The sequence below is a fragment of the Streptomyces sp. SID5910 genome (assembly GCF_009862125.1).
Classification (GTDB): domain Bacteria; phylum Actinomycetota; class Actinomycetes; order Streptomycetales; family Streptomycetaceae; genus Streptomyces.
Genome location: NZ_WWHX01000497.1, coordinates 1 through 26,739, shown reverse-complemented (window position 1 = coordinate 26,739; position 26,739 = coordinate 1). Strand labels below are relative to the sequence as shown.

21 protein-coding genes are annotated in these 26,739 nt (G+C 72.8%); 14 read left to right on the top strand and 7 right to left on the bottom strand.

Translation table 11 applies throughout. The annotated features are described in order from the left end of the window. Positions 1-13: 13 nt before the first annotated feature. The 4 genes from GTW67_RS17590 to GTW67_RS17575 all read left to right on the top strand — a co-directional run bounded on the left by GTW67_RS17590 (position 14) and on the right by GTW67_RS17575 (position 8,635). Positions 14-4,492: a DNA/RNA helicase domain-containing protein gene (locus GTW67_RS17590; RefSeq protein WP_161165773.1), complete on the top strand. Its 4,479-nt coding sequence runs from the start codon at positions 14-16 to the stop codon at positions 4,490-4,492. A 563-nt stretch (positions 4,493-5,055) separates the two neighbouring features. After that, positions 5,056-5,667, top strand: a complete 612-nt coding sequence (locus GTW67_RS17585) for a hypothetical protein (RefSeq protein WP_161165772.1) — start codon at positions 5,056-5,058, stop codon at positions 5,665-5,667. Between the two features lie 84 nt (positions 5,668-5,751). Then, on the top strand, positions 5,752-7,575 hold the full coding sequence (locus tag GTW67_RS17580; protein WP_161165771.1) for a TerD family protein: 1,824 nt from the start codon (positions 5,752-5,754) through the stop codon (positions 7,573-7,575). Between the two features lie 127 nt (positions 7,576-7,702). After that, a complete protein-coding gene (locus GTW67_RS17575) occupies positions 7,703-8,635 on the top strand; it encodes an alpha/beta fold hydrolase (protein ID WP_161165770.1) in 933 nt (310 codons plus the stop codon). A gap of 205 nt (positions 8,636-8,840) precedes the next feature. Here GTW67_RS17575 and GTW67_RS17570 read toward each other — a convergent pair whose 3' ends face one another. The 6 genes from GTW67_RS17570 to GTW67_RS17545 form a co-directional block, all read right to left on the bottom strand. Further along, the gene (locus GTW67_RS17570) at positions 8,841-9,092 is read right to left on the bottom strand and encodes a hypothetical protein (protein WP_161165769.1); all 252 of its coding nucleotides are present in this window, start codon (positions 9,090-9,092) and stop codon (positions 8,841-8,843) included. A gap of 176 nt (positions 9,093-9,268) precedes the next feature. Beyond that, positions 9,269-9,547: a hypothetical protein gene (locus tag GTW67_RS17565; protein WP_161165768.1), complete on the bottom strand. Its 279-nt coding sequence runs from the start codon at positions 9,545-9,547 to the stop codon at positions 9,269-9,271. Positions 9,548-9,732: 185 nt separating this feature from the next. Then, entirely contained in the window at positions 9,733-10,599 is an 867-nt protein-coding gene (locus GTW67_RS17560) for a tyrosinase family protein (RefSeq protein WP_161165767.1), read from the bottom strand. Further along, positions 10,583-11,071: a tyrosinase family oxidase copper chaperone gene (locus GTW67_RS17555; RefSeq protein WP_161165766.1), complete on the bottom strand. Its 489-nt coding sequence runs from the start codon at positions 11,069-11,071 to the stop codon at positions 10,583-10,585. Before GTW67_RS17555 ends, GTW67_RS17560 begins: the two co-directional genes overlap by 17 nt. A gap of 324 nt (positions 11,072-11,395) precedes the next feature. Further along, positions 11,396-11,674: a hypothetical protein gene (locus GTW67_RS17550; RefSeq protein ID WP_161165765.1), complete on the bottom strand. Its 279-nt coding sequence runs from the start codon at positions 11,672-11,674 to the stop codon at positions 11,396-11,398. A 171-nt stretch (positions 11,675-11,845) separates the two neighbouring features. Further along, positions 11,846-12,583 carry a hypothetical protein gene (locus GTW67_RS17545; RefSeq protein ID WP_161165764.1) on the bottom strand — a complete coding sequence of 246 codons (738 nt, stop codon included), beginning with the start codon at positions 12,581-12,583 and terminating at the stop codon, positions 11,846-11,848. Between the two features lie 378 nt (positions 12,584-12,961). Here GTW67_RS17545 and GTW67_RS17540 point away from each other — a divergent pair, with 378 nt between their 5' ends. The 8 genes from GTW67_RS17540 to GTW67_RS17505 all read left to right on the top strand — a co-directional run bounded on the left by GTW67_RS17540 (position 12,962) and on the right by GTW67_RS17505 (position 22,631). Then, positions 12,962-14,044 carry a DUF3344 domain-containing protein gene (locus GTW67_RS17540; protein ID WP_161165763.1) on the top strand — a complete coding sequence of 361 codons (1,083 nt, stop codon included), beginning with the start codon at positions 12,962-12,964 and terminating at the stop codon, positions 14,042-14,044. A gap of 50 nt (positions 14,045-14,094) precedes the next feature. Next, the gene (locus GTW67_RS17535) at positions 14,095-15,384 is read left to right on the top strand and encodes a glycosyltransferase (protein ID WP_346010680.1); all 1,290 of its coding nucleotides are present in this window, start codon (positions 14,095-14,097) and stop codon (positions 15,382-15,384) included. Next, positions 15,381-16,811, top strand: coding sequence for an exopolysaccharide biosynthesis polyprenyl glycosylphosphotransferase (locus GTW67_RS17530; protein WP_161165761.1), 1,431 nt, complete (start codon positions 15,381-15,383; stop codon positions 16,809-16,811). Before GTW67_RS17535 ends, GTW67_RS17530 begins: the two co-directional genes overlap by 4 nt. A gap of 5 nt (positions 16,812-16,816) precedes the next feature. Continuing rightward, entirely contained in the window at positions 16,817-18,160 is a 1,344-nt protein-coding gene (locus GTW67_RS17525; RefSeq protein WP_161165760.1) for an O-antigen ligase family protein, read from the top strand. Between the two features lie 222 nt (positions 18,161-18,382). Beyond that, positions 18,383-20,077 (top strand): murein biosynthesis integral membrane protein MurJ, encoded by a 1,695-nt coding sequence (murJ, locus tag GTW67_RS17520; protein ID WP_161165759.1) that lies wholly within the window; start codon positions 18,383-18,385, stop codon positions 20,075-20,077. Then, positions 20,061-20,819, top strand: a complete 759-nt coding sequence (locus tag GTW67_RS17515; protein ID WP_161165758.1) for a polysaccharide deacetylase family protein — start codon at positions 20,061-20,063, stop codon at positions 20,817-20,819. The genes murJ and GTW67_RS17515 overlap by 17 nt, the downstream gene beginning before the upstream one ends. Before the next feature lies 1 nt (position 20,820). After that, positions 20,821-21,975: a glycosyltransferase gene (locus tag GTW67_RS17510; protein WP_161165757.1), complete on the top strand. Its 1,155-nt coding sequence runs from the start codon at positions 20,821-20,823 to the stop codon at positions 21,973-21,975. After that, positions 21,972-22,631 carry a YveK family protein gene (locus tag GTW67_RS17505; RefSeq protein ID WP_161165756.1) on the top strand — a complete coding sequence of 220 codons (660 nt, stop codon included), beginning with the start codon at positions 21,972-21,974 and terminating at the stop codon, positions 22,629-22,631. Before GTW67_RS17510 ends, GTW67_RS17505 begins: the two co-directional genes overlap by 4 nt. 74 nt (positions 22,632-22,705) lie before the next feature. Here the strand turns inward: GTW67_RS17505 and GTW67_RS17500 are convergent, their stop codons facing one another. Then, complete coding sequence (locus GTW67_RS17500; protein WP_161165755.1) at positions 22,706-23,971, bottom strand: glycoside hydrolase family 26 protein; 1,266 nt, start codon at positions 23,969-23,971, stop codon at positions 22,706-22,708. 214 nt (positions 23,972-24,185) lie between these two features. Here GTW67_RS17500 and GTW67_RS17495 point away from each other — a divergent pair, with 214 nt between their 5' ends. After that, positions 24,186-25,445 (top strand): carboxylate--amine ligase, encoded by a 1,260-nt coding sequence (locus GTW67_RS17495; protein ID WP_161165754.1) that lies wholly within the window; start codon positions 24,186-24,188, stop codon positions 25,443-25,445. 2 nt (positions 25,446-25,447) lie between these two features. Beyond that, complete coding sequence (locus GTW67_RS17490; RefSeq protein ID WP_161165774.1) at positions 25,448-26,713, top strand: NAD(P)-binding domain-containing protein; 1,266 nt, start codon at positions 25,448-25,450, stop codon at positions 26,711-26,713. The last annotated feature ends 26 nt before the right edge of the window (positions 26,714-26,739 follow it).

The following is a 26,739-nucleotide window of genomic DNA, read 5'->3' as shown; positions in this document are numbered from 1 at the left end:
TGCGAAAGCGGTCGTGGACCTCTACGGCCGCCTTACCCTGAGCGGTGCAGACCTGCCGGGTGTTCCGCGCGCCTTGCCGCTGGACGTCTATCAGCCGCTGACGGCGGCCGACACCTCCACGCGAGCGAGGACGGAGAATGCCCAGACCCTGCTCAGCAGGTACACCAAGGTGTGTCTGCGCGGGGAGGCCGGATCGGGCAAGTCGACTCTGGTGCGGTACTTGGCGGTGGCGGCCGCGCTCGGGGAGCCCGTACCGGACGACCTGGAGTACCTGCGAGACCGCGTCCCTTTCGTGCTGCCTCTGAGGAGCATGAATCCGGACACGGCCCTCGCCGGCCCCGAGGAGTGGACGGCACGCACCGTACCGGCGCTCGGCGGCGAGCAGCCGCCCGGGTGGGCGACCGAGGTGCTTCGCTCCCGCAGAGGACTGATCCTGATCGACGGCGTCGATGAGGTCCTCGAAGACGTCAGGAGGCACATCGCTCCCTGGATCACCGCCATCGACCGCACCCACCCCGGGAATCTGTGGCTCGTCACCACGCGCCCCTTCGCCCTACCCAGAGAGTGGCTGTCCTCCGACGGATTCGTCGACAGGACCCTGCTGCCGCTGGACACCGACGGCACTCGGGCGCTCGCGCATGCGCTGCAGGGCGCCGCGGTCCCGGCGCATGCCTCACCCACGTCGTTCCAAGACCTTATCGACCGCCTTCTGAACAACTCAGATCTCGCGATGCTGGCCACCAACCCGCTTCTGTGCACGTTCATCTGTCTGGCGCTCACACGGGAGGACCGCTCCGACCGCTCCCTGCCCATGACGCCAAGCGAGCTGTTCCGGGCGCTCATGGACATGATTCTGAGCCGTCGTGACAAGGAACGAGGCGTCGGTGTCCGGCAGGGAGACTCCCTGTCGGCTCCAGAGCGGATGGCGTTCCTCAAGCGGCTGGCGCACAACCAGCTCATCAACGAGCCTCTCGCTTCGCCGATGCAGACCACCCACGCGCTGCGGCTGATCTCAGGTGTATTGTCTTCCATGCCCCACGTGGACGCGGGCTCCCAGGACGTTCTTCGGAATCTGATCACGCGCTCGGGAGTACTGACCGCTGACAGCGAGGACACGCTCTCGTTCGCGCACGTGACGCTGCGGGACTGGCTGGCCGCGCAGGAGATCGTGGAGCGCGAGGAGTTGGGGCTCCTGACTACTCGCGCCCTGGACGGCGAGTGGCAGGACGTCATCCGCTACGCGGTCGCCGAGGGACGTCCCGCGGAGCGCGCCAGGATACTGACCAGTCTCGTCGACCTCGGTGACCGGCAGACCGACATCGAGGGCCGGACCCGCCTGTATGCCTTGGCCGCCGCCGCTCTGGGGAACGCCACGTCGGTGGACCCTCAGGTCCGCGAAACCGTTCTCGAACGGGTGTCCTCGGTCGTGCCTCCGGACACAGACGCGCAGGCTCGGGCGCTCGACGTCCTCGGTGAGGCCGTGTTCGCACTGCTTCCCGAACCGCACGAGCTCACCCCCCGCCAAGCGGCGGTCGTCACCGCGATGGCCCACCGCATCGGTGGCCGCGCTTCCGAAGAGGCCGTAGGGCGGTTCGCTTTGCGTGTTGCTTCTGCGGCCCTGCCCGCTGCCCCTGGTCCGGGAGCCGCCGCGGCGCCCGCCCACGCGGGGATGCCCGAACCCGCCGGTAGCGTCTGGGACCTCGCGGTGGCGCTCAGCGTCGCCACCCGGATCGAGCCCGAGGTACTGCGTGCCGTGCGGCTCGGGGTGTTCCCTCAGCTCGACGCCGGACACGAGGCCGACCTCTGGTTCGGTCCCTGGGTGGTGGCACGAACCCGCGGGGCCATTGCCCTGCGACCCGATCTCCTGCCTCACCTGCGGGCCGAACTGGCCCGGCGGATCAGCCGGAGCCAGCCGGGCGACGCGATTCGCACGATCGGTACGTTGATCGCCGACGCCCACCGTCGGTTGTCTCCCGCCCTGGCACTTGAGGAGCGGATCAACTGGATCGACGTCTCGGGCGAGGCGGGCCGTAAGGAGGCCATGGAGGAGGCCCTGCGCCCGGCGCTCCGCGCGCTGATCACCGAGGAGCGGGACGGCATCGCCGACTGGCTGTCCGGCGCCTGGGCCCGGCTGCCGGAGACGGCCCGGAGCACGGTCACGGGCTGGCAACTCGTCACATCCGCGATGCGGCGCGTGCCGGATGCCGGGCTGCCGCCCGTCACGGCACCGGACAGCGTCCGCAACGGTGACGTCGCCGTGCTGGTGAACCTACTGCCCGACGTCGCTCTGCCGGTGTCCCGTGAGGGCGGCGTGCTCCGTCTCGGCTCCGCCCTCGACGCCCCGGACGTCGCGGCGATTCTGGTTCCCGACACCCACCCGCGCGTGGTCGACTTGCTGGTGGAGAACGAAGCCGGGCGCACCCTCACCGTGCGGGCCGGAGAGACACGCACGGTCGTGGTCGGGGACGCGAGGGTGCGGCTGCGGACGGCGCGGGGAGCGATCTACGAGCTGACGCCGGGGACGTCGGCAGCCACCACGGATCAGGGGACGCCGCCCGCACACCCGCGGACGGGCCCGGGCCACTACCTGCTGCGCGGGTCAGCCGCCGCGATAGCCGACATGGCTCGCGTCGGATCCCTGGTCCGCGAGCTCTCCGACTACTACGTCATTGCGCATGGACGCGCGCCGAGCCGCAGCCAGACGCTGGCCTGGGAACGGGAACTGCCGCGACTTGCGCAGCTCCTGGTCGACGCCGGACTCGAACAAACAGAACTGGTTCTCGAATATGCCTTGCCGGGCACCGACGTGCGCGTCGACGCGGTCGTCGCCGGCCTCGACCCGCTCACCACAGATCTCTCCTACGTCGTCGTGGAGCTCAAGGCCTGGACGAGCGCCGTGGTCGCAGAGGACGATCCGACGCTCTGCCGGCCCGGCGGGTTCACGAGGACGAGACTTCATCCGGTCGAGCAGGTCCGTGGCTATTGCGAGTACCTGGTGTCCCATCATGCCCTGCTGCGTGACCGCCCCAGCGCCGTGTCTGGTATGGCATGCCTCCTGGACGCGACGGACACAGCCGTCCGCGAGCTCTTCGATCTGCCACCCGACTCATGGGGTCGGCTGTACACCGCCGAGGGGCGCGGCGCGGCCCAGAGCTTCCTGCGGTCCGTCCTGTCACCCGCACCGGGCAGAACCGCCGCCGACGAACTGCTCACATCCGCAGGGCGCCACCCGGACCCGACCGCGCCGGTCACGCCGGGCCCGGTACCGCGTCTCCTGGACGAACAGCGGATCGCCTACGAAACCGTCCTCGGCCTGGTGGAGCGAGCTCGACGAGCCGATCACAAGGAAGTGATCGTCGTGTCCGGCGGGCCGGGCAGCGGCAAGAGCTCCCTCGCGCTGTCACTGCTGTGTGAACTGGACAGAAGGAGGCACGGGGTACGGCACGCGAGCGGCTCACGGGCATTCGTCGCCGCTCTGCGTGAAAGGGCATTCGGCATGGGTCTCGGCCAGAAAATGTTCACCTACTTCAACTCCTTCGTGACGGCCGAACGCAATGGCCTCGACGTACTGATCTGCGACGAGGCACAGCACATCCGTCGCACGTCGGCCAGCCGATTCATGACGCGCGAAGGGCAGGAGAGCCTCGATCGCACCCAGACAGAAGAGCTCATCGACGCAGCGCGCGTACCCGTCTTCCTCCTCGACGAACACCAGGCCGTTTCCCCGCAGGATGTCGGTACACGCACCGTGATCGAGGAGGCTGCGCGGAAACGCTCGCTGAAACTGCGCCACGTCGATCTGACCGCGCAGTTCCGCTTCGGGGGCAGTCCCTACATGGACTGGTTGGCCGCCCTCCTCGACCCTTCTCAACAGGAACAGACGTGGCAGCCGGACAGTCGGTACACCTTGCTGACCGTCGACACCCCCCAGGACATGGAGTGGTTCCTCAGAGCACGGATACAGGAGGGCATGACAGCGCGCATCACCGCGGGCCTGTGCTGGCCCATGTCGACGCCCCGTGGAGACTCCGCCCTGGGACTCGACGTCGTGATCGGTGACTGGCGCCGCCCCTGGCAGTCAAGCACCGGTCGGCGCCCGGTCAGCGGAGAGCCGCCGCTCGAGTCATGGGCGACGGAGCCCGGCGGGTTCGAGCAGATCGGCCATGTATCTGGCGTACAGGGTCTCGAATTCGACTGGTGTGGGGTCATCATCGGCCCGGACCTTGTGTGGCGTGAAGGGGAGTGGCGAGTCATCCCGTCCGCATCGCGCTTCCCTGGACTGCGCAGTGGAGAGAGGGACGACGAGACCACCAGCCGGTTCATCCTCAACGCATACAGGGTCCTGCTTTCCCGTGGCCGCCGAGGCACGGTCGTCCACTCGACCGACACCGAAACGCGGAACCGGCTACGGCAGCTGCTGCCCGTTTGGAATGTCGAGGACAGGGGCTGGCTCGACGACGAAGGCCGCATGAACACGCGTTCTTCCGGCTGACGGAGGCCCTGCCTCGCGCGGCGGCTGTAGGTCCGTGCCGCACGTGCCCAACAAGAGCGGACAACCACGGTCAACAAGGGTGCGATCCAATGGGAACAGCCACTACACAACAGGGCATTTCAGCAGATCAGGTACTTCGCGGCTCCAGTAAAACGTACTCGCTTCCCAAGCTGAGAGCGCCAACTTGGACCAATCGCGGGCACGGCCAGAATCCATGAGCTGTCGGAGCAACGCCAGACACCTCGGGCTCACCATGCTTGAGCTCTCCCTACGGCCCACTTCCCGAGAACGCGGGAAAATTATCTGACATACCCACAGAACCACTTATCGATGCAGGTCAAAGACGCCGCATGCCGCCCCTGACCAAGCCTTCTAAGCGCTTGGCTGCAGGTTCGAGTCCTGCCGGGGCGCACATCTCTGCCCTCCCGTCGGGGGGGCTTTTCGCTGGTCAGGCCGCTGTCGGCCGCCACGACGAAGCCCCCGGACGCCCTTCTGACGATCAAGGAAAGACTCCGCGGCCGTCCGGCCGCCCCCGGGTTCCCACGGCCAGTACTCTCCCCGTCATGGGGCTCGACATCACCGTGCTGATCGCCGACCGTTCATGGCTGATGCAGGTCCCGCCGCGGGAGCGGCTGCCGCGGCTGAGGGATGCCTGGTACGCCGACGAGACGGGGCTCTGGGACCACGACGCTCTGACGGGCGAGGATGAAGGATGGGCGTGGCCGCAGGGGCCGGACGGCTCCCACTTCGCCTTGTACGAGTTTCTGCACACCCTCGGCTCCTTCAAGGCGCACTTCTGGGCCGGGCAGCGGTGGGAAAGTGTCCGCGGCCATGTGGGCCCCTTGCCGCGGGCCGAGTTGGACGCGTTGCTTCGCGGGCTCTTCTGGGACGGGCCGGACGGTGAGGCCCAGCACACCGACACGGCCTTCTTCAGTGAGGACGGCTACGGCGTGCTGCTCGCGCGGTCACCGGAAAGCGTGCGGGACCTGGCCGCGACCTGGGAGCGGGCACTTCCTCACCTCGACCGGATGCGCGGGCCCTTCGCCGAGCATGCCGCCGTACCCGATGGCTGGGTTCCTGACTTCGACGCATTCCTGGACCTACTGACGCAGTGGGGACACGTCCTGACCGAAGCGGCTCGGCGAGGGTGGTGCGTCGTGGGAGTGAGCGAGTAGTTCGCCTGCGCAGCAGCCCGCCTACGCCGCCTGTCGGCACATGCAGGTTGAAGGTGATGCGAATGCCCCTTCATCCTTGCCCTCATGAGTCTCCCCTCGCCCTCCTTCGATCTGACCCCCATGGACGGCTACGCCCACGACTGGGCCCTCGTCGACGTGGAGACCTCCGGGTTGGTGCCCCGGCGGGATCGGGTGCTGTCGGTCGCCGTGGTCACCGTCGGGCCTGATGGCGAGCAGACCGGGGAGTTCTCCACCCTCCTCGATCCGGGGTGCGACCCGGGGCCCGTCGACGTGCACGGGCTGACCGCCGAGCGGCTGCGCGGAGCGCCGGCCTTCGACCAGGTGGCCGAGCGCATCGCCGCGTTGCTACAGAACCGCGTTCTGGTCGCTCACAACGCGCAGTTCGACTACGACTTCCTCGCCCACGAATTCGCCCGGGCCCGCATGTGGCTGCCGGTGTCCCAGCGGCTGTGCACCCTGGCGCTGAACCGGCAGGTGGACCCGCCGACGGCCGACATGAAGCTGGGCACGCTGGCCGCCCACTACGGCGTACCGCAGCAGCACGCGCACGACGCCCTGGACGACACCCGCGTGCTGGCCGGGATCCTGCGGGCGTCCCTGCGTGAGGCGGCGCGGCTCGCACTGCCGTTGCCCTTCGTGAGCTGCCCGCCCCGGGCCGAGTCCCAGTTCACGCCGAAGCCGCCCAAGACGCCCTGCACGTATCGCAATCCCGGCCGGCTGACTCCGGGAGCACCGCTTCGGCAGGGCATGAAGGTCGCGATCACCGGTGAAACCGTCCGTGCCCGGGCCGAGTTGATCGGCCGAGGCGTTGCCGCCGGGCTCAACATGATGAGCTCGGTCAGCCGCCACACCAGCGTCCTGGTCACCAACGAGCCCGCGTCCGGTTCGGCGAAGGCACAGCGGGCCGTCGCCGAAGGGGTGCCTGTCATCGACGAGGACACCTTCCTCCTGCTGCTCAGCGAGGTAGAGGCCGGAGCGGCGCATCACGCGCCCGGGCCGGCATCGGTCATTCCTGCCCCGCGCCAGGCAGAGCCCGTTCCCGTCGGGCCGGGCGACAGGCCACTGGCCGGGCATCGCGTGCTCGTCCTGGGCGGCACGCACACCGAGGCGGTCGACGCGCGCAGCCGCGTCGTCGAGCTCGGCGGTTCCGCCGCGGTCAATCTCTCGCGCAGCGTCACCGACGTCGTCGTCCTCTCCGGTGGGGAGAACGACCGCCGCATGGCCCGGATCATGGAACTGGGACTCTCGGTGCACGACGCGCAGTGGCTTGTCGATCCCGCGTCGACCGCCACCGTGGCCACCCCCGTCGCCGACGTCGATGCCGGCGCCGGGGTCGCGGAGGCGTCCGCCGGTCCTGCGGCGCCTCACGTCCTCCCCCGCGGCGGCGTCATCGACCTGCCCGCCCCCGCGTCCCCGTGGCACGTCACCGCGTCCTGGGCACCACTGGAACACGGTGAGGTCGACGTCGTCGCCTTCGTGCTCGACGAGGACGAACAGGTCTCCTTCGACGAGGACTTCGTCTTCTACGGCGCCCCGGAGAACCCCGGCGGCACCGTCCACCTGCTCACCAACGGCCCGGCCGAACAGACCATCACCGTCGACGTCGCCTCCCTGCCTCCGTCCTCGCACCGCGTGGTGGTCGCCGCGGCCATCGACGGCGGCCTGTCCTTCGGCGGCGTCGGCGCCGTCCAGGTCGCCGCGGCACCGGGCAGCAGCGCCGCCCCACTGACGCGCGCGACACTGGACGCCGCCACGAGCGAACGCACGCTGATCCTGGCCGAGCTGTACCGCCGTGGCCCGCTCTGGCGGTTCCGCGCCGTCGGACAGGGATACGACCACGGACTCGACGCCCTCGCGCGCGGCTACGGAGTCCACATCGCCGACTGAGCAAGGGACGGTCCCCGTACACCCCCGTACCGGGATCGCCCACAATTGAGTGATTACCTCGGTATAGAGGGCGCCCTGGTAATGATGGGACGGTTCGCCTGCCTTCCGTCCCTTACCGGAGCCGTCCATGCGCACTGCCGTCGTCAACGCCCAGGAAGCCACTACAGGGTGCTCCGGTCCCGTTGCTGCCGCATCGGGGCAGGTGGAGGAACGGAGCCTTGTTTTCGACGGGTTCGCGTATCAGTGCCGCATCGTCCGTCAAGGCACGCCGCAGACCGCGCCGTTGGTGCTGCTCGGCGGGTCCTCGCAGAACCGGTACTCGTGGCAGGGGCACGAGAAGTGGCTGGCGCCGCTGTGCACGTTGGTCACCGTGGATCTGCCCGGTTACGGCACCGCGGACTTCCTGCCCGCCGAGTACGGCATCGACTTCCTCGCCGACGCGGTCAAGCACATGCTGGTGGAGATCGACATGCCGGAGGTCAACCTCTTCGGCGGCTGCTTCGGTGAGGTCGTCGGTCTCCGCTTCGCCCAGCTCCACCCCGAGTTCGTCCGTCGCATCGTCTTCTGCGGTGCGGCCAAGCGCCTTCCCGACCTCTACACCGAGGCCGTGCCGCTTCTGTCGCACGCGATCGAGAGCGGGGATGTCGACAAGGCCGCCGAGGGGCTGGTGCAGTTGTTCATGTCGAATCCGGGGGCCGGCCAGGTGCGCAGGCACGCCGCCGTCGCTCGCCTTCTGCACCGGCAGTTCATCAACCAGACGCCGGACGAGGTCAAGAAGGCCGTCGAGCACAACACGCGGCTGACCACGCACGGTTGCTACCGGCCGCTGCCCGTTCCCGACGTGCCGTCCCTGGTGTTCACCGGCGAGTACGACACGCTGTGCACCCCCGAGATGGGCCGTGAGCTCGCCGCGATCATGCCCTCGGCGCGCTTCACCACCATCACCGAGGCAGACCACCTGGTCACCGTCGAGCGCCGGGAGGAGTCGGCGGAGCTCATCGGCCGCTTCTTCACCGACCAGCCCATCGACGGGCTCCCGTACTGCACCCCCCTGGAGTGACTTCGGCGGGGAGCGAGAGGGGGGCGGCGACTGCGGGATCGCCCCTCTCCCCTTCACGCCCAAACGCCAGATGGCCGTCCCCGGGTGAACGGGTCCGGCCATCTGGCATACGGGGCAGCCGTTGCCTCTGACGCTGCGGCGGGAGCCAGGTGCAGATCAGCGGGAGTGACGGCTGCGTCGAGTGGGCGCAAGTGCCTCAGTCGAATCAGGGGTGGTGAATGGAGCAGTCCACAGTGCTGTTGCCCTTGATCGCACAGCCCTCGCGCGAGACCACGACGTGGACCTTGCCGTCCTCGGTCGTGTACTGGTACTCGCGCTTCTGGCCGCAGTGGCCGTCGGTGGCCGTCTCGTCGCAGACGGGGACGTCGACGGTGTGAGCCTGGGCGGTGCCGAGCCCCATCAGTACGGAGCCCCCCAGGACTCCCGCCACCACTGCGATCTTCTTGAACTTCTGCATCCGCTTTGTCCTTTGCGGTAGTCCCCCCAGGCGCTGTGCGTCTCGAACCCTGCGGCCACTGCCTGTGTGCCCTTGGAGAAATGTCACGAGATCAACGCTCGGGTAAGTGTGAAAAATGTCAGGGAGAGGCCCCGGGACTTGCGTCCCGGGACCTGTCCTCATGCGTCTAGCAGGCGTCAGCCCGTGAAGCCGCGGGTGGAGCAGTCGACCTTGTGACCCTGCTCGTTGTCCTGGGTCCCGTGGTCACCGTCGTTGCCGAAGGTCAGGAGGCCGCCGACGACGCCGTTCAGGACGCCGACGTTGCCGATGAGCTGGTTCGAGTCACCCGACACCGAGCAGCCGCCGCCCTTGACGTCGAAGCTCGCACCCTCGCCGGCCACCGCGGTCCCGGCGCCCAGGGCACCGACACTGCCGAGCATCGCGACGACGACGGCAGCCTTCTGGATCTTGCGCATTACCTCTCCGTTTCTGTGAGAGCAACACAGTCCGTGTTGGACCGGTCACTGTTAGTGCTTACTTTAGAGGACGTTCCAGGCTTTTGGCGAATGAAGCGCCCATCACCGTAAATTTCTTGTGAAAGCCCGCTCTGTGGTGCCCTTGCGCAGGAATCGGGCAGAGCACCCGGCGTGTCGCAGCGCCATCACGCGTACCGGTAGATGCGGCCGACGTCCTCCAGCTCGGCCGGTGTCACGTCCCAGGGCGGCAGCTGCTGCCGGCGGGCGACGATCCGGCCGTGCTGCGCCTCGCCGGAGCCCGGCGGTGTCGCCGGGAGGTAGCGGGCCCCGCCGTGCCGGCGCTGCCAGCGCTGCCACTGGAGGTCGACGAAGGCGTGGTGCAGCCAGAAGACGGGGTCGTTGACGGAGGCGGCGCCGAGCATGGTGCCGCCGACCCAGCGGTGCACCCTGTTGTGGTTGCGCCAGGAGGCGCTTCCGCGGCCGGTGCCCCAGCCCTCCAGCTTGTTGCGGAAGCCCCGTGTGACCGTCGAGTCCCAGGGCGACACGTCGTAGACGGCGTCCTTCAGGGCCCACTCCAGGTCGTTCCTGCCGGGCAGGCCGATCGGGTCGCGGCTGCGGCCGAGGTCCCGGGTGAGGAACTCCGTGTCGGTCACGCCCTCCTTGAGGGGCCAGTCGCCCGTCCGGTGGGCGAAGGGGCCGGTGGTGACCTGCCGGTCGGAGAGGCGGCCGTTGCCGCCGAGGAGGTCCGCCGTCCACGGCGTGGAGGTGGCCGTGCGGTCGCGGGTCCAGTCCCAGTACGGGATGGTCACCGAGGAGTCCACGCGCCGCAGGGCGTTCTCCAGGTCGAGCAGCAGGCGGCGGTGCCAGGGCAGGAAGGACGGCGCCATGTGCGCGGCGCGCAGACCGCTCTCGCCGTCGGGGTTGAAGTGGGCGAGGTGCACGCGCACGAACTCGTCGTACTCGCCACGCCGTTTGAGCTCCAGCAGCGCCTTGACGAACCGGCTCTTCTCGGTCCTGGTGAGCGTGGCGGCGTCCTTACGCACGTACGCCATGGCGGCCTCCCCGGTGTGCGGGTGCCTCGGCCGGCTGGGTCCCGGTCCCGGCGCGCAGCCGTTCGCCGGGGCCGAGTTCGTCGACGGCGGCGCGGGCGGCCTCCAGGGGCGTCGGGTACGAGCAGTAGTGGTCGACCATGCTCAGCCAGGTGCCGTCGGCGCGCCGCATCAGGTGGAGGGGGCGGCCGTCCACGGTGACGTGCCACCGGGCACCGCCGGCCGGGCCTCGCCCGGGTGTTCGCACGCCGCGGATGCGGCGGCCGCGGTAGGTCTCGGAGAAGTCGGTGCCGTCCTGCGGACTCCGGGGCGCGGGGGCGGCGGCGACCAGCGCGGCCAGGGTGGCGACGAGTGCCGCCCCGCGCAGGCCGTGCGCCAGGTCCCTCCGGGTTCTGCCCACCGGTCGTGCCGGTCCCGGCAGCCCGGGTGCCTCGTCCTCGGTGTCCACAAGTGCGCCGCCGGTGTTGATCGCCATGGTCCACTCCTCGTCCGCTCGGTTGCCGGCAGCGGTAACCGTCGGACGTCCGGCACGGTCACCGCCGCACGGCCGGAACGGTGACGCCTGTACGGGACGCCGTCACCGCCGCGCCGCTGGAACAGTGACGCCCGCACGGGAGACCGCCACCGCCGCGCCGCTGGAACAGTGACGCCCGCACGGGAGACCGCCACCGCCGCGCCGCCGGAACGGTGACGCCCGCAGAAGGACGCCGTCGCCGCCGCGCAGCAGGACGGTGACGCCCCTACGGGAAAGGGCGGTCCCCGGTGTAGTCCGGGGACCGCCCTCTTCCTGGGCGCGTGCTCAGCCCTGCATCGACAGACCGCGGTACAGCGGCGACTCGGAGTTCGTCAGCGCCTTCCGCGCGCCCTCCACCTTGTACAGCGGGGACTCCGCGTTCTCGGCGTCGAGCAGGGCCGCCGGGTTGTCCAGCTGCGTGTCGAGGACGCGCACGTTCTTGAACGGCGCGCTCGTGCTGTTGTCGATGCTGTGGGGCATCGGCTCGGCGGCGAACGCGGGCGCGGCTGCGCCGGAGGCGATCAGGGACCCGACGACGACGGCGGCGGCCTTCAGGGACTTCATCGTGTTCCTTTCTTCGGCAACGCGGGTCGCCGGAGGAGGGTGTCTGCCGCCGTGCCCAACGACTCCGCAGCGGAGCGGAAGCGGGGATGCCGGAGATTCGCAAGTCCTCATGTCCTCATATGAGAACTCTGAAAGACCGGTTCCCGGGGCCCGAGCGCGCGCCGCGGAGGCTCAGGAGGCCGGCTGGAGCACCGGGGCCGGGGGCGTGAGCGCGGGGAGCGTGACGGCCGGCGTCGCGGGCGTCACGGCGGCCGACGGCGACGTGGTGGACGGCGTCGCCGGCGCGGGCAGGGTCGACACCGTCGGGTCGTTGACGGTGAGCGCGTCGACGAGCTTGTTCACCTCGGCCAGCAGCTGGTCGAGCGACGGCGTCGTCAGGTCGGTGGTGTTCGTGGCGTCCGCGGTGCCGGAGGTGTCCGCGGTGCCCGAGGTGTCGGCCGTGCCCGCGGTGTCGTCGGCGAAGAGCGAGCCCAGGAGGTCGTCGACGGCCTTCTGCACGGCGTCCAGCGCGTCGCCGATGAGGTCGGAGCCGGTGGCGGGCGCCAGCCGGTCCGTCGCCGGGGTCCGCGTGGCGTCCCTGGTCGCCTCGGTCTTCGCGGCCGCCTTCTCCAGCGCGTCCTTGGCGGCCTCACCGAGCTCCTTGGCCTCGGCCGGCGGGAGCGCGCGGTTGTCCGACTTGACCACGGCCGTCAGCAGGTCGGACACGGGGGTGAGTTCGGCGCCACGGGCGTTGAGGCTGTTGACCTCGCCGAGGAGGGTCTCGGCTGCGGGGAGCGGCGTGTCGGACGACACCGCGCGGGTGTGGCCGGGGGTGTGGTCGGCCGCCATGGCGACGGGGCCGGTGATGCCGGTCAGGAGGGCGGCGCACAGGGCGCCGAGTGCGATGGGCCGTGCGGGCAGGGCACGCATGGGGGTCCTTTCGAGAGAGAGGTCGGAGCTTGAAGCCCACGGTCAGTGCGCCCAGAACGGCCCGCAACCGGTGAGGGGCCGCCGTGGCCCCGCCGTTCACCCTGCTGCCGCGATGTCCCTGATGGGGCGCTGTGCGAGGGCGTCCTGAGGCCGTACCCGTTCGGCGGCACGGCGGGGTCCGCCCGTCGCGGGCGGGGACCGGCACCACCCGGCGCGCAACTCCTTCACGTTTCCAACACAGATCGCGGTATGCCCCGAATTTCGGTGAATTCGGCCGCTTGATGACTAGAGTTGCGAAACGCTGACGCACCCCTCAGGCGGACGTGACGCATCCGTGCCGCTGCCTGCCACCCCCGTTCCGAAAGGGCACCGACGGTCATGCGCCATTCCCCGGGCCAGCTGCTTCGTCATGCGACGGTGGGCGTGCTCGCCCTCGCCTCGATCTGGGCCTCGTGCGGTTCCCCGGCGGCCGCGCCGGCCGCACCGCCCGTACCGGAGGCGGACGGCATCACGTTCGCGCAGCGGTACTCCGCACTCCAGCACGGCGGCATCGTGCGCGCCGCCAACACCTCCATCACCTGCCGCGCCCAGGCACCCTCGTGCTCCGGCGCGCAGGCGGGCGGGGCCGGGGTGAACGGGGACTTCGACATGTTCTACGTCGATGTCGACCGCGACCCGAACACGTACAACTCCTCCCGGGCGGAGGTCCGGCTGCCCGCGGGCGCGCGGGTGACGTACGCGCGCCTGTACTGGGGCGGCAACCTGCGCGTGGGCGAGCAGAAGCCCTCGGCGGACAACGGGCGGGTGCTCCTCGCCGAACCCGGCGGCGAGTACAAGGAGGTCATCGCGGACACGGCCGTCGGGCACCGCGTGACCGACACCGCGGACGCCTTCCAGGCCTCGGCGGACGTGACGGGCCTGGTGCGCGACAGCGGGCCGGGCCTCTACACCGTGGCGCAGGTCAACGTGGCCGCCGGCGGTTCCGCGGCCGGCGCCTGGGGCGGCTGGACGCTCGTGGTGGCGTACGAGGACCCGGCGGAGCCGCTGCGGCACCTCGCGCTCTGGGACGGCTTCACGCCGCTGCGGTCCCAGGCGGCGGAGCTCCGGCTGCGCGGCCTGGACCTCGCGGTGGGCGCCGGGGCCCGGGTGGGCCTGGTGGCGTACGACGGCGACCGGGGCACCACCGGCGACTCGCTCACCCTGAGCACCCGCCCCGGGTCCGGCGCCACCCGGATCAGCGGTTCCGCCGACCCGGCGGGCGACGTCCTGAACTCCACCATCAGCGGGCCCGCCGCGGCGCGGGTGCCGGCGTACCCGAACACCCTCGGCTACGACTCGGACGTCTTCGACCTGCCGGAGGGTCTGCCGCGCGCCGGCGACCAGGCGACCGTACGGCTCGCCTCCGAGCGCGACGCGGCGTGGGCCGGTGTGCTCTTCGCCGCCTTCGACGCCCGGCGGTGAACACACCGCCACCCGTTCCTAGCACCGTCGTCAGCGAGGAAGCCGTGTCCGTGGCCCCGTCACCCCGCAGCCGTCCGCCGCGGGTCCTGCACCTCACCCAACCGGTGGACGGCGGGGTCGCCCGTGTCGTGACGGACCTCGTGCGGGCGCAGTTGGCGGACGGCCTGGAGGTCACCGCGGTCTGCCCCGACAGCGCGCTCACCGCCCGGCTGCGGGCGGTCGGCGCGCACGTCCGGCACTGGCAGGCGACGCGGTCGCCGGGCCCTTCGCTGCTGGGGGAGGTGCGGCGCCTCGCCCGCCTGATCGACGACGTGCGCCCCGACCTGGTGCACGCGCACAGCGCGAAGGCGGGGCTCGCCGGCCGGCTCGCGGTGCGCGGCCGGATCCCGACGGTCTTCCAGCCGCACGCCTGGTCGTTCGAGGCGGTCGGCGGCGGCACCGCCGCGCTCGCGCTGCGGTGGGAGCGGTGGGGGGCGCGCTGGGCCGCGCGCATGCTGTGCGTGAGCGAGGCCGAGCGCGCGACCGGCGTCCGGGCCGGCATCACGGGCAGGTGGACGGTCGTCCCCAACGGCATCGACCCCGAGCGCTACCGCCCCGCCGCGGCCCGCGTCGTACGGGCCGGGCTCGCACCGCTCGCCGGCGTCCATCCGGCCGCCCCCCTCGTGGTCTGCGTGGGGCGGCTGTGCCCGCAGAAGGGGCAGGACGTCCTGCTGCGCGCGTGGGAGACCGTGGTGCGCCGGGTGCCGGACGCCCGGCTCGTCCTGGTCGGCGACGGACCGGACCGTGAGCACCTGCGCCGTCACGCCCCCGGCTCCGTGCTGTTCACGGGCGCCGTCGCCGACACCTCCGTCTGGTACCAGGCCGCCGATCTCGCCGTGCTGCCGTCCCGCTGGGAGGGCATGGCGCTGGCCCCGCTGGAGGCGATGGCCTGCGGCGTGCCGGTGCTGGTCACCGATGTCGACGGCGCCCGCGAGAGCCTGCCGCCCGGCCTCGCCGCCCGGTGTGTGGTCCCGTCGGAGAACCCGGGGGAACTGGCCGCGGCCGTCACCGCGCTGCTGCTCGACGCGCCGCTGCGCGAGTCCCTCGGCGTCCAGGGCCGCCGGCACGTGCTGTCCCTCCACGACGTGCGCCGCACCACCGGGGCGGTCGCGGACGTCTACCGCGACCTTCTCGGCCCATGGGCCGCCTCACCCGGTGCGCGCCCGTTCGCGGCGGTCGAACGCGCCACCGTCCGCGGCGTCGAGCGGGGCCGACCGCTCGGCACGGGCCGGGGCTCCGGGGCGGACCCGACCACACAGGACGTCGAGTCCACCGAGCACAGGGAGTCCATCCACTCGTGACTGCCGAACGTACCGTGTCCTCCCCCGGTGTAACGCCGCCCCGGGACCACGGCTTCCCACCCGTCTCCGTCATGCCGCCGCTCGGCACCGCGACCGGTGTGCGCGTGTCCGCCCCGCGGCCCCCGGCGCGCCCGGCCTCGCCGGTGCCGCTGGTCCTGGCGGACGGAGGCGCCGCCGTGCTGGGGACACTGGCGCTCACCGGCACCCAGCGACAGCCGCTGCTGATGGCGCTGCTGGTCGTCGCGTCCCTGCTGCTGCGCGCCCGCGACGGCCGGCCGCCGGTGCCGGGGCTGCTGGAGGAGCTGCCCGCCGTGTGCGGCCGTACCGCCGTGGCCTGGCTGGTGCCCGCGGCGCTCTGGGCGGCGTACCGGCCGGGGAACGCGCTGGCCGCCGGCACCGTGCTGACGGGGGTCGTCCTTCAAGCGGGGGCGTGCTGTGCGCTGCGCGCGGCCGTGCACGCGCGGCGGCGCGCAGCGCTGCTGCGGCATCCGCACGCCGCGCTCGTGGTGGGTCCGCCGGCGGTCGCCCAGCGTGTGGCCGCCGCCGTGCTGCGCCACCCGGGGTGCGGTGTGCGGCCGGTGGGCGTGGTCGCCGACCAGCCGGAGGGCGCCGACGGGGTCCCGGTGCTGCGGACCGGCGAGGAGGTCGAACGGGCGGTCATCCAGAACGGGGTGCGCGCGGTGCTGGCCGTCCATCCGTCGGTCCGCGCCGAACAGGCGTCGCTGCTGCGGACGTTGGCCGAGTCGGGCTGTGTGGTCTGGGAGCTGGACGCCGACTCCCCGTCGTACGCCACGGGGCAGCGGCTGGCCGGGTTCGCCTGCCGGCGGCTGGACCTGTCCCCGGCGCGGCGCGGCGGCGCGGGCAAGCGGATGCTCGACGTCGTCGTGTCGGGCACGCTGCTGCTGCTGGTCAGCCCGCTGCTGCTGGTGTGCGCTACGGTCCTGCGCCTCAGTGACGGTCCGGGCGTGGTGTTCCGGCAGGAGCGGATCGGCCTGGACGGGAAGCCGTTCACGCTACTGAAGTTCCGCACCCACCGCCCGGTGAACGAGCACGAGTCGGCGACCCGGTGGAGCGTGGCCGGCGAGCACGAGATGAGCCGCTTCTGCCGCATGCTGCGGCGCACCTCGCTCGACGAGCTGCTCCAGCTGTGGAACGTGCTGCGCGGCGACATGAGCCTGGTCGGGCCGCGCCCCGAACGGGCGTACTTCGTCGCGCAGTTCAGCGGGGCCCACCCCGGTTACGCGGCCCGCCACCGCATGCGGACCGGGATCACCGGCCTCGCCCAGATCCACGGGCTGCGCGGTGACACGTCGATCGAGGACCGCTGCCGGTTCGACAACGCCTACATCGACGACTGGTCGCTGTGGCGGGACATCTGCATCCTGCTGCGCACCGCGGCCACGCTGGTCCGCCCGACGGGGAGCTGACCGACGTGAGCCACGCTCTCGCACCGCTCCCGCGCCGGGCCGCCGCGCTCGTACCGGTCCTGCCCCTGGCGGCGGTGCTCGCCCTGGTGGCGCTGCCGCCGGCCGGGCACGGCGCGGGGCCCGCCGACGTGGCCTCCGGGCTGGTGGTGGGGTACTGCGTGATCCGGCTGCTGCGGGAGCGCCGGCGCCCGCTGACGCCCGCCGCGGCCCTCGTACTGGGTCTGCCCGTGGTGGGGGTCGCGCTCGCCGCGCTGGGGGCGTCCTCGACCGCGGCGGGGCTGACCGGCCTGGCCCGCTACCTCCAGGTCTTCGTGCTGGTCCCGGCGGCGGTACTGCTGCTGCTCCGGGGCCGCCGCGACTTCCGGGTGGTGGCCTGGACGTTCGTGGGGCTCGCCCTGTTCGAGGGCGCGGTCGGCGTCCACCAGTACGTCACCCGCACCGGTGCCTCCTACCAGGGCGCCGACATCCGGGCGGTCGGCACCTTCGGCGCCCAGGACGTGATGGGCATGGCGACCGTGGTCTCCCTCGGCCTGGTGTGCGCCACCGGGCTCGCGCTGGGCCGGGCGCCGGTGTGGCAGCGGGCGGCCGCGACGGGCTGCGCGCTCGTGCTGCTGGCCCCGCTCGCGGTGTCCTTCAGCCGGGGCGCCTGGATCGCGACGGCCCTGACGTGCGGTGCGCAGCTGGCGCTGGCCGGGCTGCGCCGGGCGCTGAAGACGGCCGCCGCGCTGGCCGCCGCCGGGGTGGTCCTGGTGGGCGGGTTCGGGGTCGGCACCGCCCAGTTGCAGGAGCGGATCGGCAGCATCGCGCAGGTCGCCGACGCGCCCGACCAGTCCGTCGTCGACCGGTACACGCTGTGGTCGTCGGCGACCGGCATGTGGCGCGACCACCCGCTGACCGGCGTGGGCCTGAAGAACTTCCCCGAGTACCGCGACGGCCACGCGACGCTGGCGCTGTCGTCGGGCAGCGACACCGAGGGCGCGGGGGCCGAGTACCACCGGCAGGCGCTGCTGTCGCCGCACAACATGTACCTGCTGGTGCTGAGCGAGCAGGGGCTGATCGGCCTGCTCACCCTCGCCGGGGCCTGGCTGGCGCTGCTGGTGCGCGGGGTGCGCCGGCTGCTGCGCGTCCGCCGCCGGGGACCGGGGTTCGACTGCGCGCTGGTCGCCTGCGGGCTGCTGGTCTGGGTGCTGACCGACTTCCTGTACGGCGACATCGGCGGCCCCTCGACCGTGGTGACCGCCATGGCGCTGGGCCTCGCGGCCTGGTGGGCGCTGGCCGGCGGCGAGCGATGTGACACCCCGTCACCCGGTGGCGTACCGAAGCGTGCCGAGGAGGCGGTGGCCCGATGACCACGCTGCCCTCGCAGCTCCCCGAGGCCGAGACCGACGAAGCGGCGCGTGTGGCCGCCCCCGTGCGGGCCTGCGGCGTGCCGGGCCGTGCCGAGGAGGCGGTGGCCCGATGACCACCGTGCCCTCGCAGCTTCCCGGCGCCGAGACCGACGAAGCGGCGCGTGCGGCCGCCCCCGTGCGGGCCGGTGGCGTACCGGGCCGTGTCGAAGAGGCGGTGGCCCGATGACCGCCGTGCCCTCGCAGCTCCCCGAGGCCGAGACCGACGAGGCCGCGCCCGTGCCCACGGCGCGTGCGGCGGCCTCCGTGCTGGCCGGCTCCGAACAGGTCTCCGCCTCGCGGAAGTTCCTCGCGCGGGCGGCGCTCGTCACGGCGGCGCTGTCGATCGCCGGCTCGCTGCTCGGGCTGGTGCGCGACCAGTCGCTGGCCCGGCTGTTCGGGGCCGGCAGCGACACCGACGCCTTCCTCGTCGCGTGGACCGTGCCCGAGCTGGCCGCCACGCTGCTGATCGAGGACGGGCTGGCGCTGGTGCTGATCCCGGCGTTCAGCCTGGCGCTGGCCCGCCGCGCCCGGGGCGCCGCCGGGGACCCGGTGCGGGACCTGGTCGCCGCCACCCTGCCCCGGCTGTGCCTGGCCCTCACCGCGGTGGCCGCGCTGGTCGCCGGCGCGGCCCCTCTCCTGGTCCGGGCCCTGGCGCCGGGCCTGCCCGACCCCGGCCTCGCCGTGGACTGCACCCGGCTCACGGCGATCAGCCTGCTGGCCTTCGGACTCGCGGGGTGGTGCAGCGCCGCGCTGCGGGCGCACCGCCGCTTCTTCGCGCCCGCGGCGATCTACGTCGCCTACAACGCCGGCATCATCGCCGCGATGTTCCTGCTGGGAGGCCGGTGGGGCGTACGGGCGGCGGCGGCCGGCGTCGCGGCGGGCGGCCTGCTGATGGTGGCGGTCCAACTCCCGTCCCTGTGGCGGCAGCTGACGGCACGCGTCCCGGCCTCGCGGGGGCCCGGCACCGGCGCGGGACCGGCGGAGCGGCCGATGCGCTTCGCCCTGGTCGCCGCCGTGCTCCTGTTCGCCCTGTGCCGCCAGTCGCAGGTCCTCGTCGAGCGCTTCCTCGCCTCCTCCCTGCCCGCCGGGGCCATCTCCCACCTCAACTACGCGCAGAAGGTCGCCCAGATCCCGATGACGCTGTCGCTGATGGTGTGCACGGTCACCTTCCCCGTGGTGGCGCGGGCCCTCGCGGACGGCGACACCGAGCGGGCCCGCAGCCGGGTGGAGCGGGACCTCGTCCTCGCGTCCTGCGTGGTGCTGATGGGCATGTGCGCGGTGATCGCCTGCGCCCCGCAGATGATCCGGCTGCTCTTCGAGCGGGGCGCGTTCACCGCGGACGACACCGTGGCGACGGCGGACGTCATGCGGGTGTACGCCCTCGGACTGCTCGGCCAGACCCTGGTGGGCGCCCTGATCCGCTCCTACTTCTCGGCGGGCCGGCCCCGCTGGTACCCGGTCGGCGTGATGGCCGCGGGCATCGCCGTGACGTCCCTGACCGGCGCCGCGACGGTAGGGCCCTGGGGCGTCGCGGGGATCGCCGCCGCCAACGCCCTCGGCATCACCGTCACCGCCGCCCTGCTGCTCGCCGGGCTGCGCTCGGGCCGGCCCGGCGACGCGCACGGCGTCACGGTCCGCGTCCGGCACGTACTGGGCCGGCTGAGCGGGCCCGTGCTCGCGACGGCCGCCGCCACCGTCGCCGGGGCGTTCGCCGCGAGCCGGTTCGCCTCCCCGCTGGCGGGCCTCGCGGCGGGCTGCCTGACCGTCAGCGCCGTCTTCGTCCCGCTCGCCTGGGCCTCGGGCGCCCGGGGCTCCACATCCGCCGTGCGTTCCGTACGCACCGTCACACGAAGGCTCACCCATGGCCGCACCCGTTGATTCCGCCCAGACCGCCAGATCCGTCGCCCCGCGCCCGCTGCCCTGGGTGGCGATGTACCACTCGGTGGACGACTGCTCGGACGACCCGTACCGCGTCACGGTCACTCCCGAGCGGCTCGGCGAACAGCTGGCGTGGCTGCGCCGCCGGGGGCTGCGGGGCGTGTCCGTGGCCGACCTGCTCGCCGCCCGCGCGCGGGGCGAGGGGCGGGACCTGGTCGGGCTCACCTTCGACGACGGGTACGCCGACTTCCTCACCGCCGCCCTGCCGGTGCTGCGCCGGTGGAACTGCGGCGCCACCCTCTTCGTCCTGCCCGGACGGCTCGGCGGCGACAACGCCTGGGACCCGCTGGGCCCGCGCAAGCCGCTGCTGACCGCCGACGGCATCCGGCAGGCGGCCGCGGAAGGCGTGGAGATCGGCTCGCACGGACTGACCCACGTCGACCTCACCCGGGCGGACGACCTGACCCTGAAGACGGAGGTCGTCGAGAGCCGGGCGCTGCTCGAAGAGCTGACCGGGGTCGCGGCCGACGGCTTCTGCTACCCGTACGGCACGGTCGACGCCCGTGCCGTCGAGGCGGTCCGCGAGGCCGGGTACGCCTACGCCTGCGCCATCGACCCCGGCCCGCTGACCGGTCCGCACGCCCTGCCCCGCGTCCACGTCGGCCAGAACGACACGGCCTGGCGGCTGTTCCTCAAGCACAGGCTGCACCGGCTGCGGCGGCGCCCCGCGGAAGGCCTGTGAGATGAGGGCCCTGCACATCATCACCGGCCTCGGCGTCGGCGGGGCCGAGCAGCAACTGCGCCTGCTGCTGCGCCATCTGCCCCTGGAATGCGACGTCGTCACGCTGACCAACCCCGGCCCGGTCGCCGACGGCCTCACCGCCGACGGTGTCCGCGTCACGCACCTCGGCATGGCCGGCAACCGCGACCTGACCGCGCTCCCCCGGCTGGTCCGGCTGATCCGCGCCGGCGGCTACGACCTGGTCCACACCCATCTGTACCGGGCCTGCGTCTACGGCCGGCTCGCCGCGCGCCTCGCCGGGGTCCGTGCCGTCGTCGCCACCGAGCACTCCCTGGGGGACTCCCAGATGGAGGGCCGCAGCCTCACCGCCGGGGTGCGCGCGCTGTACCTCGCCAGCGAGCGGCTCGGCTCGACGACGGTCGCCGTCTCCTCGGCGGTGGCCCACCGGCTGAAGCACTGGGGCGTGCCGGCCCCCCGCATCGAGGTCGTCCCGAACGGCATCGAGCTGGACCGCTTCCGCTTCGACCCCGAACTCCGCGCGCGCTCCCGCCGGCGGCTCGGCCTGCCGGAGGACGCGTTCGTCGTCGGCGGGGTCGGCCGGCTCACCCGGGGCAAGCGCTTCGACGTCCTCGTCCACGCGCTCACCCGGCTGCCGGAGGACCACTGGCTGCTGCTGGTGGGCGGCGGCCCCGACGAACACCTGCTGCGCCGCACCGCCCACGAGGCCGGTGTGTCCGGGCGGGTCCTGTTCACCGGCGAACGCCCCTACGTCCCCGACGGCACCCCGGGCCCCGACCTGCCCTCGCTCACCTCCGCGATGGACGTGTTCGCGTCCCCGTCGCCGGACGAGGCCTTCGGGCTGGCGGCGGTGGAGGCGCTGGCGTCGGGTCTGCCCGTGCTCTACGCGTCCTGCCCGGCGATCGAGGATCTGCCGCCGTCGGCCACCGCCGGCGCCCGGCGCGTGCACGGCGGCCCCGACGCGTACGCCCGCGCGATCGCCCAGGTGCGGGCGGCGGGCGCCCGGTCCCGCACCGTCCCGGACGTGGCGCACCGCTACTGCATCACCCGCAGCACAGCCCGCCTCGTCGACGTCTACGCGGCGGCGGTCTCCCGTTCGCCGTCGGCCCTCTCACCCCTCGGAGCAAGTCCGTCATGACCGACACCCCGGCCCGCCGGCACCGCCTGTCCGCGGCTCGTGCCAAGAAGCTGCCGTCCTGGTCCGTGCTCGCGGCGGGCGCCCTCGCCGGCACCCTGGCGGGCGGCGCCTACGGCCTGTTCACGCCGGCCACCTACACGGCCACCAGCTATGTCGTCGCCGTGCCGACGGCGAAGTCCACCCCGGAGGCCGCCCGCGGTTTCGCGCAGGCGTACGGCCGGGTGGCCACCCAGCTCGCGGTGCTGGGGGACGCCCAGGTGTGGGCGGGCGTGCCCGTGCGCACCCTCCAGGACAAGGTGCGCACGTCGACCTCGCCCGACGCGCCGATGGTCGCCGTGTCGGCCACCTCGACGCGGCCCGGCCTGGCCGTCGACATGGCCAACGCGGTCTCCCGCGCGCTGACGCAGCACGCCGACCACTCCGAGGACAGCACCCAGGTCAAGTTGGTGCAGTTCTCCCGCGCGGTGAGGCCGAGCAGCCCGACGTCGGCGTCGACGCCGGTGACCACCCTGGTGGGGGCGAGCGCGGGCGGACTGCTGGGCGGCCTGGCCCTGCTGGCCCGGCCACGGCGCACCCGCCGGGAGGACGACCCGGCCACCCCCGTCCCGTCGGTACCCGGACCGGCCACGGCAGCCGACGTGCACGGGCAGCGGTGACGGCGGTGCGCTGCCCGGCGGTGGCGGCGGGCACCGGCACGGGCCGGCCGCCACCGTCCGGGACGGCGGGAGGGCTAGTCGTCCGGCGACCACCACTCGAAGCGGAGGCAGAGCTTGCCGCCGAGCCAGTACTCCGCCCAGCTGCCCAGGTTCACCGGCGAGCACCCCTCCGGAGGCCGCGGCGCGGTGGGCTCCGTCGGTGCGGGCTCGGTCGGCGTGGGCTCGGGCGTGGTGGGCTCGGGCGTGGTGGGAGTGGGCGTGGGCGGGTCGGTGGGCGGATCGGTGGGCGTCGGCTCGTCGGCGAGGCCGGACACGACGGACCGGTAGACGCGGGACGCCTCCGGGTTGGCGCCGCACTGCCACACACCGTGCGGGCAGTAGTCGGTCAGCGTGTTGTAGAGCGGCTTGTGCTCGACGATCCACTCCAGCATGCGCCGCATGTACTCGGCGTTGTCGCCGTTGCGGAAGAGCCCCCACTCCGGGTACGAGATGGGCTTGCCGTGCGCCTTCGCGAAGTCCACGTGCGCCTGAAGCCCGTAGGGCTCCTTCACCTGCTGGTCGAAGGACATCCCGGACGGCTGGTCGTAGGAGTCCATGCCGAGGACGTCGACCGTGTCGTCGCCCGGGTAGCACTCCGTCCAGGGAACCGCGTCCCGGCCGCGGCTGGGCGTGAAGTCGAAGCGGAACTTCTGGCCCGGCACCGAGCGCATCGTGGTGACGATCCGGTTCCAGTACTTCTTCCAGGCCTCCGGGTCCGGCCCGCACCGGTGGGTGTAGGTGACGCCGTTCATCTCCCAGCCGAGGACCACGACCGTGTCCGGCACCTTCAGCCGGACCAGCCGCTCGGCGAGGGCACGGAAGTGGTGGTCGAACTCACCGGCCGCGCCCCGCCGCAGCAGCTGCCGGACCTCGCCGTCGGAGACGCCCTCCTCGTTGCGCTCCTGCATGGGCACGTTCAGGACGAGCATCCGGTCGTCCTTGGCGTTGCGCCACTGCGCCCACGACTCGAGGAAGCGGATGTCGCCCTCGATGTCCTGCCAGCGGTTGCCGGGCAGGTAGGTGTGGCCGACCCGGAGTTCGGCGCCGCCGAGCCAGTGGCTGAGCTGCGCCATGCGGGCCACACCGCGGGCGTCGGAGGCGAGGAAGGCGCCGAAGGCCGGTGCCTTGGACGCCTGCGGGCCCGGTGCCGGGGTGGCGGACGGCGACGGAGCGGGGGGATCAGTGGCCCGCACCACCCCCACCCCCGCCGCGGGACCGGACGCCAGGACGGCCGACGCGGCCACCGTCACCGCGCCCACGGCCAGCCTGCCGAACCGGATCCGCTTGTGCTGTGGTGCCATGCCTGCTCCTTTCTTCGCTCTCGTCCGACCTCTGTCTGTTCTCTGAATCCGTTATCTGTTTCTGTTCTCTGTCGCCGTTATCGCTATTGACGAACAGTCATATGAATTCAGGCACAGGACATTCCAGGGCGCCACCGCCCTTGGGGCTTTCGAGTGCCGTACTCGCCCGTGCGGGTGAAATACCCGGAACGCGTCCAAAAGAAAGCGAGACTTCATGTCGTTGCTCGACACCCGTGTCCCCGCGGTACTGCTGCGGACCGACCCGAACCCCTTTCACCACGGCACGCTGGGCGCCGTGCGCTCCCTCGGCAGGGCGGGGGTGGAGGTGCACGTCGTCGCCGACTCGGCCGCGAGTCCCGTCCACAGGTCGCGCTACGTACGGCGCATGCATCCCCCGCCGCTCCCGGGCGCGTCCGCCGAGGACATCCTCACCGTGCTGCGCCGGGTGGCGGCTGAGGTGGCGTCACCCGCCGTCCTGATCCCGATGGACGACGCGAGCGCGATCGCCGTGGCCCGCATGCGCGACGCCCTCACCCCCTCCTACCTGCTGCCCGCGTTGCCGGGCGCGCTGGCCGAACGCGTCGCCGACAAGGGCGAACTGGCCTCCGTGTGCGCGGCCGCGGACGTGCCGCACCCGGTGACGCTGGTCCCGGACAGCGCGGCGGAGGCGGCCGACGCCGTACGGCGGCTCGGCGTGCCGGTGGTGGCGAAGTGGAGCCGGCCCTGGCTGCTGCCGGCCGGCAGCGGGCTGCGCAGCACCCTGCTGGTGCGGTCCCCGGAGCAGGCGCGGGAGCTGTACCGGCGCACCGCGGAGGCGGGCAGTCCGCTGCTGCTCCAGGCCTATCTGCCGCCGGGGCCCGACCGGGACTGGTTCTTCCACGGGTACGCCGACGGCTCGGGCGCGGTGCGCGCGGGCGGGCCGGGCCGCAAGCAGCTGGCCTGGCCGCGGGGGGCGGGTCTGACGGCGGTGGGCCGCTGGACGCCCAATCCCGAGGTGCGGGCGCTGGCCGAGCGGGTCACGGGCGAGCTGGGCTACCGGGGCATCTTCGACCTCGACTTCCGCCGCTGCGGCACGACCGGCCGCTACCACCTGCTCGACTTCAATCCGCGCCCCGGCGCCCAGTTCCGGCTGTTCGCGGACAGCGCGGGACTGGACGTCGTACGCGCCCTGCACCTCGATCTGACGGGCCGCCCGCTCCCGGACGGCGCACCGCTGGCCGGGCGGGCATTCGTGGTGGAGAACTACGCGCCGCTGACCGCACTGCGTCCGGCCCCGGGCGGCCGCGAGCTGGCCTGGTACGCCAAGGACGACCCCGCCCCCGGACGGGCGATGTGGAGTCTGTGGGGCCGGCATGTCGCGGGCCGGCTGCGGGAGCGGCTGCGCCCCGCGCCACCGACCCTGCCGACCCGGCCCTCCCTGCCGTCCCAGCCCTCCCTTTCCTCCCCGACCGACAACGAGAAAGCGAGCAAGTGATGATGTACGACCTTCTGGTGGTGGGCGCGGGTCCGTACGGTCTGTCGATCGCGTCCCACGCCGCGGGCGCCGGGCTGAACCTGCGGGTGCTCGGCCGGCCCATGGCGTCCTGGCGCGACCACATGCCCGCCGGCATGTACCTGAAGTCGGAGCCCTGGGCGTCCAACCTCTCCGACCCGCGAGGGCGCTGGCGCCTGGACGCGTACTGCGCCGAGAAGGGGCTGACGGCGCGTCACGCGCAGCCGATCCCGGTGGAGGAGTTCGCGTCGTACGGCCTGTGGTTCGCGCGGCACGCCGTGCCGGAGGTGGACGAGCGCATGGCGGCGCGGGTGGCGGCCGCCCCCGGGGGCTTCACGGTGGTCACCGAGGACGGGGAGATGCTGCACGCGCGGACGGTGGCGATGGCGGTGGGCGTGATGCCGTTCATCGAGGTGCCGCCCGCCCTGCGCGGACTGCACCCGGCGCTGGTGACGCACAGCAGCCACCACAGCGACCTCGCCCCGTTCCGCGGCAAGGACGTGACGGTGATCGGCGGCGGCCAGGCGGCGCTGGAGACCGCGGCGCTGCTCGCCGAGCAGGGCACCCGGGTGCGGGTGCTGGCGCGAGCGGAGCGGGTGCGGTGGAACGACGTGCCGCCGCCCTGGGAGCGCCCCTGGACGCAGACGGTCCGCTCGCCGCACAGCGGACTCGGCCCGGGCTGGCGGAACTGGTTCTACTCCGAGCGCCCCGGTGTCTTCCGGCGGCTGCCCGAGGCGACCAGGACCCGCATCGCGGCCACCGCGCTGGGCCCGGCGGGCGCGTGGTGGGTGCGGGACCGGGTGGAGCGCGCGGTGGAGCTGATGCCGGGTCACGAGGTGACCGCGGCCTGCGCGGTGCCGGGTGGTGTGCGGCTGGACACGGTGGGCCGTGACGGCACCGTGCTCACCCTGGAGACCGAGCACGTCATCGCCGCCACCGGGTTCAAGCCGCGCTGCGACCGGATGGGGATGCTCGCCGGGGACCTGTGCGGCCGGCTCGCGGTGCTGCCCGACGGCTCCCCGGCGACCGGCCGGGAGTTCGAGTCGTCCCACCCGGGCCTGTTCCTGGCGGGCCTGGTGACGGCCTCCGGTTTCGGCCCGGCCATGCGTTTCGTGCACGGCGCGACGTTCACGGCGCGGACCCTCGTCCAAGGGGTACGCCGGCGGCTCAGGGAGACCCCGGTCCGCGCGACGGTCCCCGTGCCGGGCGTGGGCGGCCGGAGCGCGTCGCCGTCGCCGGTGGGCCACTGACGGGAAGCGCCGCGGGGCGGACCGGC

Coding starts and splice junctions, on each gene's coding strand:
- GTW67_RS17585 (WP_161165772.1), top strand. CDS start 5,056: ATGGGGCTCGACATCACCGTGCTGATCGCCGACCGTTCATGGCTGATG.
- GTW67_RS17580 (WP_161165771.1), top strand. CDS start 5,752: ATGAGTCTCCCCTCGCCCTCCTTCGATCTGACCCCCATGGACGGCTAC.
- GTW67_RS17575 (WP_161165770.1), top strand. CDS start 7,703: ATGCGCACTGCCGTCGTCAACGCCCAGGAAGCCACTACAGGGTGCTCC.
- GTW67_RS17570 (WP_161165769.1), bottom strand. CDS start 9,092: ATGCAGAAGTTCAAGAAGATCGCAGTGGTGGCGGGAGTCCTGGGGGGC.
- GTW67_RS17565 (WP_161165768.1), bottom strand. CDS start 9,547: ATGCGCAAGATCCAGAAGGCTGCCGTCGTCGTCGCGATGCTCGGCAGT.
- GTW67_RS17560 (WP_161165767.1), bottom strand. CDS start 10,599: ATGGCGTACGTGCGTAAGGACGCCGCCACGCTCACCAGGACCGAGAAG.
- GTW67_RS17555 (WP_161165766.1), bottom strand. CDS start 11,071: ATGGCGATCAACACCGGCGGCGCACTTGTGGACACCGAGGACGAGGCA.
- GTW67_RS17550 (WP_161165765.1), bottom strand. CDS start 11,674: ATGAAGTCCCTGAAGGCCGCCGCCGTCGTCGTCGGGTCCCTGATCGCC.
- GTW67_RS17545 (WP_161165764.1), bottom strand. CDS start 12,583: ATGCGTGCCCTGCCCGCACGGCCCATCGCACTCGGCGCCCTGTGCGCC.
- GTW67_RS17540 (WP_161165763.1), top strand. CDS start 12,962: ATGCGCCATTCCCCGGGCCAGCTGCTTCGTCATGCGACGGTGGGCGTG.
- murJ (WP_161165759.1), top strand. CDS start 18,383: ATGACCGCCGTGCCCTCGCAGCTCCCCGAGGCCGAGACCGACGAGGCC.
- GTW67_RS17515 (WP_161165758.1), top strand. CDS start 20,061: ATGGCCGCACCCGTTGATTCCGCCCAGACCGCCAGATCCGTCGCCCCG.
- GTW67_RS17510 (WP_161165757.1), top strand. CDS start 20,821: ATGAGGGCCCTGCACATCATCACCGGCCTCGGCGTCGGCGGGGCCGAG.
- GTW67_RS17505 (WP_161165756.1), top strand. CDS start 21,972: ATGACCGACACCCCGGCCCGCCGGCACCGCCTGTCCGCGGCTCGTGCC.
- GTW67_RS17500 (WP_161165755.1), bottom strand. CDS start 23,971: ATGGCACCACAGCACAAGCGGATCCGGTTCGGCAGGCTGGCCGTGGGC.
- GTW67_RS17495 (WP_161165754.1), top strand. CDS start 24,186: ATGTCGTTGCTCGACACCCGTGTCCCCGCGGTACTGCTGCGGACCGAC.
- GTW67_RS17490 (WP_161165774.1), top strand. CDS start 25,448: ATGTACGACCTTCTGGTGGTGGGCGCGGGTCCGTACGGTCTGTCGATC.